7 protein-coding genes are annotated in these 8,072 nt (G+C 36.6%); all 7 read left to right on the top strand.

Going from position 1 to position 8,072, the window contains the following annotated elements; translation table 11 throughout:
- Positions 1-1,175, top strand: a 1,175-nt coding sequence (locus tag COD11_RS24930) for an NCS1 family transporter (protein ID WP_141549744.1), incomplete at its 5' end; no start/stop codon positions are given.
- Between the two features lie 73 nt (positions 1,176-1,248).
- Positions 1,249-2,625 carry an allantoinase gene (locus COD11_RS24925; RefSeq protein ID WP_098799588.1) on the top strand — a complete coding sequence of 459 codons (1,377 nt, stop codon included), beginning with the start codon at positions 1,249-1,251 and terminating at the stop codon, positions 2,623-2,625.
- Positions 2,626-2,721: 96 nt separating this feature from the next.
- Positions 2,722-4,302: a gamma-glutamyltransferase gene (ggt, locus tag COD11_RS24920; protein WP_098799587.1), complete on the top strand. Its 1,581-nt coding sequence runs from the start codon at positions 2,722-2,724 to the stop codon at positions 4,300-4,302.
- A 158-nt stretch (positions 4,303-4,460) separates the two neighbouring features.
- On the top strand, positions 4,461-5,705 hold the full coding sequence (locus tag COD11_RS24915; protein ID WP_098799586.1) for a SulP family inorganic anion transporter: 1,245 nt from the start codon (positions 4,461-4,463) through the stop codon (positions 5,703-5,705).
- 85 nt (positions 5,706-5,790) lie between these two features.
- Positions 5,791-6,240 carry an Lrp/AsnC family transcriptional regulator gene (locus COD11_RS24910; RefSeq protein WP_098799585.1) on the top strand — a complete coding sequence of 150 codons (450 nt, stop codon included), beginning with the start codon at positions 5,791-5,793 and terminating at the stop codon, positions 6,238-6,240.
- A 290-nt stretch (positions 6,241-6,530) separates the two neighbouring features.
- Entirely contained in the window at positions 6,531-7,103 is a 573-nt protein-coding gene (locus COD11_RS24905) for a chromate transporter (protein ID WP_098799584.1), read from the top strand.
- Entirely contained in the window at positions 7,103-7,633 is a 531-nt protein-coding gene (locus COD11_RS24900; RefSeq protein WP_098799583.1) for a chromate transporter, read from the top strand. Before COD11_RS24905 ends, COD11_RS24900 begins: the two co-directional genes overlap by 1 nt.
- The last annotated feature ends 439 nt before the right edge of the window (positions 7,634-8,072 follow it).

Genomic DNA, 8,072 nt, shown 5'->3' with positions numbered 1-8,072 from the left:
AAGTTTTGACAATACGAAATGGTAGAGTGGGGTGGAAACATGGAATACCAATGGTTGTTCAACTTCGTTCCTCCTTCGGTCCAGTCGGAGCAAAAATACCTTCGTTAATGCGTGCAATACCAGCATTATTCTGGTATGGAGTTCAAAGTTGGTTAGGCGCACAAGCGTTAAATCAAATTTTTATGGATATATTCGAGTTTAACAATGTCTGGGTATGGTTCTTTGGTTTTCAGGCTTTACAAATTTATTTATCTGCTAAAGGAATTAAATCAATTAAGTGGATTGAAGTGGTTGGTTCAGTTGTGATTATGTTAGGTGTAGTGTACTTAATTTTCTTATTTTTATCTACGTTTGGCTTTGAAGTAACAGAAACGGCTAATGTTGAGGGTTCATGGGGAATTCCTTTTTGGTTGGCTATTTCAGTTTTAATTGGTCAATTTTCAGCTTTATTATTGAATGTGTCAGATTATACAAGGTATTTTCCTAGAAAAGCTTCTACAAAGACATTTATTGGTTCGCATGTAGTAGGTATAGTTCCGCCGATGATTTTGTTACCTATCGTTGGAATTCTTGGTGCAGCCGCTGTAGGAATATGGAATCCAGTAGATATTATATCCGATCATATTTCAAGTATGCTTGCTAGTATCATCATTTTATTGTTTATTGCAATTGCTCAAATTACAACAAACTTAGTTGCGAATATAATGCCACCAGTGCTTGTAGCCATGGATATTTTTAAGATTTCGTGGGAAAAAGCATGTGTAATTGTCGGAATATTAGGTGTAATCACTTGTCCATGGTATATCATGACTGATTCAACTTTTAATCTATTTATCTCTATAGTCTCCGCGTTTTTAGGACCAATTTTTGCTGTGATGGTAGCAGATTTCTATCTCGTACATAAAGGAAACTACAATGTTAGTAAACTTTATGATGTGAAGAACCTATTTCCAGCGTATAAAGGGTGGAATCCAGCTGCAATTATTGCAATTGCTGTAGGTACATGCTTTTCATTTATCAATGTTGATCTCTCTTGGTTGTTAGGAATTGTTCCGGCTGGGGTTGTTTATACAGCAATCATGAGACTATGGATAATAAAGCAAGATGAGTATGTAAAAGAAGGATTTGAGCAGAGCTTTACACAATCAACTGATATAGAAGATCTAGCGGTGTAATAAAGGGATAGGTGCTTAAGTTAAGTAAATCTTAAGCACTGCTTTCATTTAAAAAGATAAAGGGGATGAAGTAGTGGAACAGTTAGATCTAATCATTAAAAATGGAAGTGTTGTTCTGCCATCAGGTCCAGAGAAAATGGACGTTGGTATAAAAGACGGAAAAATCACTGAAATAGAAAAAGCTATAACAAAACGTACACTCAACACATGGGATGCTACTAATCGATACATTTTCCCAGGAATGATTGATGTTCATGTACATTTTAGTGAGCCAGGAAGAGAGCATTGGGAAGGTTTCCATACTGGCTCACAAATGATGGCTGCTGGTGGTTGTACAACTTATTTTGATATGCCGTTAAATGGAATTCCCTCAACAGTTACGAAAGAAGCTCTTTATGAAAAAGCAAAATTAGGTAATGAAAAATCTTATGTCGATTTTGGATTGTGGGGAGGACTTGTCCCGGGAAATGAATCGGATTTAGAAGAACTGGCGCATTCTGGTGCAATTGGGTTTAAAGCATTTCTCTCAACTACAGGTAATAAAGAGTTTGAAGCGGTTGATGATATAACCTTACTTAATGGAATGAAGAAGATCGCCGAATTAGGAAAAATTTTAGCGCTTCATTCAGAAAGTGCGGCGATAACAAATTGGTTAAAGAAACAGAAGGAACAAGAAGGGAATATAAGTGCAGATGATTATTTAGAAACACGGCCTATTATAGCTGAGGTAGAAGCAGTTGAACGAGCTATTCATTATTCAGAGCTTACAGGCTGTCCACTTCATTTTGTTCATATTAGCTCAGCAAAAGCGATTGAAAAGATTGAAGAGGCTAAAGCAAAGGGACTAAACATCACAGTAGAAACATGTGCTCATTATTTATTATACAACCATGAACATTTAAGGGAATTAGGAACCGTAGCAAAATGTGCACCACCTTTACGAGAAAAGGAAGAGCAGGGAAAATTAATTAACTTATTAATCAACGGAAAATTCGATATGCTTACCTCTGATCATTCTCCATGTCCTTATGACTTGAAAGATCCTAATGTATATAATTTGTTTGAAGCATGGGGAGGAATTAGTGGAGGGCAATTTACGCTTTTATCTGCAATTGAGCTTGCTACTCGCTATCATATTCCCTTTGAACAAGTTGCGGTGTGGACAGCACAAGCACCAGCGGAAAGATTTGGTTTATCTGATAAAGGACAGATCAAGGTTGGTGGAGATGCCGACTTTGCTATTGTTTCCTTGGAAGACTCCTTCATAGTAACAAAAGAAAATTTCTTTGCAAAGCATAAGGAGAGCTTGTATATGGGGCATACGTTTCCTTGTAAGATTGTTGGGACAATTAATAGAGGTAATATTATCTATGAGAATGGGAACATTCTAGAACAAAAAACTTATGGGGAATGGATAAAACCTATAAAAGTCGAAGTGAAAACTCTATGAAATCTGGAAATTTGCAAAGCCTTTTTTAAAAATGATAGAGGTTTTGTTTTTTCTATTCTTGAATATGTTATTAAAAAAAAAAGAGGAGGAAATTTCATGAATAAACCAATTGTCGGTTCAAAAACAATGGTCGTAAGTCCACATTACTTAGCATCTCACGCAGGAAACACAATCCTTGAAAAAGGAGGAAATGCGTTTGATGCAGCAGTAGCTGTTAGTGCCTGCCTTGCGGTGGTATACCCACATATGACCGGACTTGGTGGTGATTCCTTTTGGCTTACATACAGTAAAAAGGATCAAAAAGTACGTGCTTACAATGGGAGTGGACGAACAGGAGTAAATATAACACGTAACGATTATGAAGGAAAAAGCTCTATTCCTACTCGAGGTATTGAGAGTGTGATAACGGTGCCTGGAATGGTCGATAGTTGGGATGCTGTATTAAAGGAATATGGGCGACTTTCGTTAGAGAAAGTGCTGCAGCCAGCAATTGAGTATGCTTCCAAAGGGTTTCCATTCTCACTTGACCAGCATGAAAATACAGTCAAAAATGCAGAGATGTTAAAAGGAGATAAAGATACAGCAAATGTTTTTTTAGCCAAAGGAAAGGTTCCTAAGGTAAATGAAAGATTCGTACAAGAAAACTTAGCAACAACATTAGAAGAGTTAGCATTATCTGGTAGAGATGAATTTTATAAAGGTGAGCTTGCATATCGACTTATTTCTAGCTTAAAAGATAAGGGCGGCAAGCTAACGGTTGAGGACTTGGCTCATCATAAAGGAGAATGGACTGAACCACTTACCTCTACATATCGCGGGTATAATATGTATCAAGTTCCTCCAAATTCACAAGGCTTTGTGGGATTAATGGCACTTAATATATTAGAAAATTTTGATTTTACTGCAATTTCCGAAGGATCTTACGAATATTATCATTTATTAGTAGAATCATTAAAAAGAAGTTTCCAAGATCGAAATAAACATTTAACAGACCCTGAGTTTTACTCCGTTCCTATAGAAAGATTAGTAAGTAAGCAGTATGCAAAAGAGATAGCAGATGCCATTCAATTTGACCGTACTAATGATATAGAAACTCAATCAGTTGGCAGCGACACAGCTCATGCAGCTGTTATAGATGAGGAAGGAAACGCTGTTTCCTTTATACAAAGTCTTTATTTTGAATTTGGATCAGGTGTGGTTGCTGGAGACACAGGTGTTGTTATGCAAAATAGGGGTTCGTTTTTCTCACTTAACGCAAGTGATGTGAATTGCCTCGAGCCGAGAAAAAGAACTTTCCATACTCTGATGCCAGCAATGGCTCTAAGAGATGGTCAGCCAAGGATTCTTTATGGCACACAAGGTGGTGAAGGTCAGCCGCAAACTCAAACAGTCATCATTACAAGAATGATTGACTATGGTATGAATCCGCAACAAGCTATAAGTGAACCTAGATTTGTTTGGGGAAGAACATGGGGACAGCAAACTCAAGAGTTGAAAATTGAAGGTCGAGTCAGTATGGATGTGATTGAGGAATTATCAAAAGCTGGACATATTGTTAATATAGTTGAAAATTTTGCTGGAATTATGGGCCATGCAAATGCAATAGTCATAGATGATCAGGGCTTTGTTCATGGTGGAGTGGACCCTAGGAGCGATGGAGCTGCGATTGGAAGGTAATTTTTTGAAGAACCCGTTCTTAGGTAGGACGGGTTTTCAAATGTTAATAATTTAACTAATTCGCTAACCATTTGTTTGGTAGAAGAGCATATATATAAATATTTTGAAATATGTATAAAAATGAATCAATTTATGGTCTTTAGAAGGGAGAAGTTAAGTTGTCGTTCTTACATTATAAAAAAGAATATATAAGAGGTGACCTATCTTCTGGACTAGTTGTTGCTGCATTGGTCATTCCACAAGGTATAGCGTATGCATTGATAGCAGGGCTGCCACCTGTTATAGGATTATATACAGCAACAATTCCAGTGCTTATTTATTTATTATTTGGATCGTCTCCACATGTTTCAGTAGGACCTGTTGCGATGGTCTCAATTCTTATTTTCGGTGGTGTGACACCATATGCTGTTGCAGGTACTCCAGAATATATCCAGTATGTTGCCATATTGACGATTCTCGTTGGTGTTATTCAGTTCCTCTTACACATACTAAAAGTTGGGGGAATTGTTGAACATGTTCCTCATGGTGTTATTAGTGGTTTCACTTCAGGATGTGCGGTGATCATAGCGATAAATCAAATAAGCACAATCATAAAAATGCCATTGCATGATCGAGGTAATATGATTTCCTCCTTAGGGTTGATTATAACTAATCTAAAAGATATTCATGTATTAACAGCCTTAATTGGCTTTACCTCAGTCATTGCACTTATGTTATTAAAAAAAATACTACCAAACTACCCTCAACCAATCTTCCTCATCCTTATAAGTACAATGGTTGCTTATATATTAAATGTTTCAAGCAAAGGTGTAGTGCTTATTGGAGAAATTCCAATGGGGCTTCCTCCATTTGTGTTACCTGAATTAAGTTTGGACAAAGTATCTGTGATGTTACCAACTGCTATTGTCATTGCATTTATAGGTTTTATTGAGACGTTCGCTATTGCAAAAGTGATTGCAAAGAAAGAAGGATATTCAATTCGTCCCAACACGGAATTAAAGTCTCTTGGCATTGCGAATTTGATTGGAGGTTTTTTTTCATCAATGCCAGTAGCAGGTGGATTTTCAAGGTCTGCAGTTAACTATAGCTCAGGAGCAAAGACAAAATTTTCTTCTTTTTTAAGTGCAGGAATTGTTATAGTTACGTTAGCTTGTTTTACGTCATTGTTTGCATTTATTCCAAAAGCTGTTCTTGCCTCTATCATTTTAGTGTCAGTTATAAAATTAATCGATGTAAAAGAGGCGATCTACTTGCTTAGAACCAATATACTGAATGGAGCTATACTTCTTTTAACTTTCTCAGTAACAATTGTTTCAGGCCCTAAATTTGGACTAGGCATTGGAATATTCCTCTCTATTTTGTCTGGTATTCGCAAAGTAAATATTTCATATAGTATTCGTTAAACATAACTTTTCTTTATGTAAGACTTTTAACCAAACCATCTTCTTATTATACTAAGACTATATATACTTAAAGGATGGGTTTTCATTGAAAATAGATCATATTGATAGAAAAATACTTGAGTTACTCACGATTAATGGCAGAATGTCTTATTCAGATATAGGAAAAGAACTAGATTTGTCACGGGTATCCGTTCGAGAACGTGTAAATCAATTAATAAACAATGATGTAATTGAAAAGTTCAGTGTTGTGATCAATTCTGAGAAGATGGGCAAAAATGTTTCAGCTTTTTTTGAGGTTGACTGTGAACCTGCTTATTTAGTTGAGGTTGCTGAAACATTGGCGGATAATCCCTGTGTCTCAAGCTGCTATCAAATGACAGGCCCTAGTACACTACATATGCATGTGTTGGTAGATGACTTTGTGGCATTAGAAAAGTTTATCAACAAAGAATTATATGCACTTGAAGGAATAACCAGAGTGGAAAGTCACATTTTACTAAGGCGTTTTAAAAGTCGAAGCGGAATGAAATTATAATAAAATTTGTAAAGAATGACTTTTGAAAGATACTATCAAAATGTCATTCTTTTTTGTTGAAATTTTTTTCTGGAAATTGTATAGAAAATTAACTTTATGTGGTTTATAATCATAAGTATATTCCGTTTGTTAATTTAATATAAGGCAATAACTAACAAATGATAAGGTTGATTGCATAAATGGTAAGATCCACCATAAACATCGTTAAGGAACATTTAAATGAAAAAGGGGAGAATAAATAGCGAGGGGAATCACATTGAAAATCTAATGTAGAAGGGTGATTTAAAAAAATGACACACCTGCAGCTTTTTTTAGCTTTTTTTCGGGTTGGAATGCTTGGATATGGCGGTGGTCCTTCTTCAATACCACTTGTTCATAAAGAGGTCGTTGAAAAGTACAAATGGATGAATGATGATGAATTTGCAGATGTGTTAGCTCTTGGGAATACATTGCCTGGGCCTATTGCTACAAAAATGGCAGGATATATTGGTTATCGAGTCGCGGGAACATTAGGCTTAATAAATGCTACACTTTCTACGATTCTTCCTACTATTGTGTTAATGATCGTTCTTTTAACAACAATTAGCTCTGTCAAAAATTATCCATGGGTTCAAGGAATGACAGCGGCAGTCGTACCTGTCGTAGGAGTTATGTTAGCTACTTTAACTTGGGACTTCTTTAAGAAATCTCAAAAGTCACTCGGCTGGGTAAAAGCATTAGCACTTATATGTGGTAGTTTTCTTTTAATGGAGATTCTAGGAGTACACCCTGCCATTTTAATTGGGGGACTATTGCTCGCGGCGATATTAAAAAAAGATAAAAATCCAGATAAAGATCGGACGGTTGAAAGGGGGAGTGCTTAGTGCTATATTGGGACATTTTTCTTGCCTTCTTTATACCAGGGATTTTAGGTTACGGAGGTGGTCCGGCATCCATCCCGCTTGTAGAAAATGAGGTAGTGGATCGATATGGCTGGATGAACGTAAATGAATTTAGTGAAGTGCTTGCGTTGGGAAATGCTCTTCCAGGCCCAATTGCCACTAAGATGGCTGGTTATATTGGGTACCAACAAGGGGGAGTGTTAGGAAGTCTTGTTGGGATTTTTGCTACAGTTGCTCCTTCATTAATCTTAATGATCGTTTTATTAGGGTTTTTATATAAGTATAAGGATTCTCCAAAAGTAAAAAGAATGACAACATTCATTCGCCCTGCAATTGCAGTGTTATTAGGGATGATGGCATTTAGCTTTTTCTTTACCTCATATCAAGATACAGGAATATGGCAATCGCTCTTTCTGGTTGCGATCAGCTTATTATTGTTAGAAAAGCTGAAAGTACACCCTGCATTAGTGATCGTTGGTGCGATGGGATATGGAGCTGTTTTTCTAGGGTGAAATACTTCACTTGTTTTAGATGAATTTTACCCCATGCACATAAAGAAGCTAATATGTTCTAGGCTTCTACCACATTCACTTCATCCGCTTTTGGGGGAATTTGCTGGTAAACAAAACGGTTTATGACTCCAATCTTTAAAATGATATTGTAACAATTCTGAAGTTTGACTAAGGAGTATCGAATTATTGAAAATGCGTCAATTTTTGAATTAACAGAAACAGAGATCCAGCAGATGATGCTTTAAATGAAAATAAACGTGTTGCACCAGATCCTAATAACTTTGACTTTTAATAGGTACCCCGTCTTTTGAAGGCGGGGGTTTAGCATTTTTCTACTAGCCTATATTTGTTTATTACCGGAAGAGTCGGGACGAGAAAAAGTGCAAAGAGCGAGTATGTGTCTCGATACCAGAGGAATCGGGACAAGCAAGGGTCCTAA

Origin of the sequence: Bacillus sp. AFS040349, assembly GCF_002577655.1 — a bacterium.
In the GTDB taxonomy this organism is placed as follows: Bacteria; Bacillota; Bacilli; order Bacillales; family Bacillaceae; genus Metabacillus.
The sequence above is the reverse complement of the archived record's forward strand: the minus strand, read 5'-3'. Positions and strand labels throughout refer to the sequence as shown.

Coding starts and splice junctions, on each gene's coding strand:
- ggt (WP_098799587.1), top strand. CDS start 2,722: ATGAATAAACCAATTGTCGGTTCAAAAACAATGGTCGTAAGTCCACAT.
- COD11_RS24905 (WP_098799584.1), top strand. CDS start 6,531: ATGACACACCTGCAGCTTTTTTTAGCTTTTTTTCGGGTTGGAATGCTT.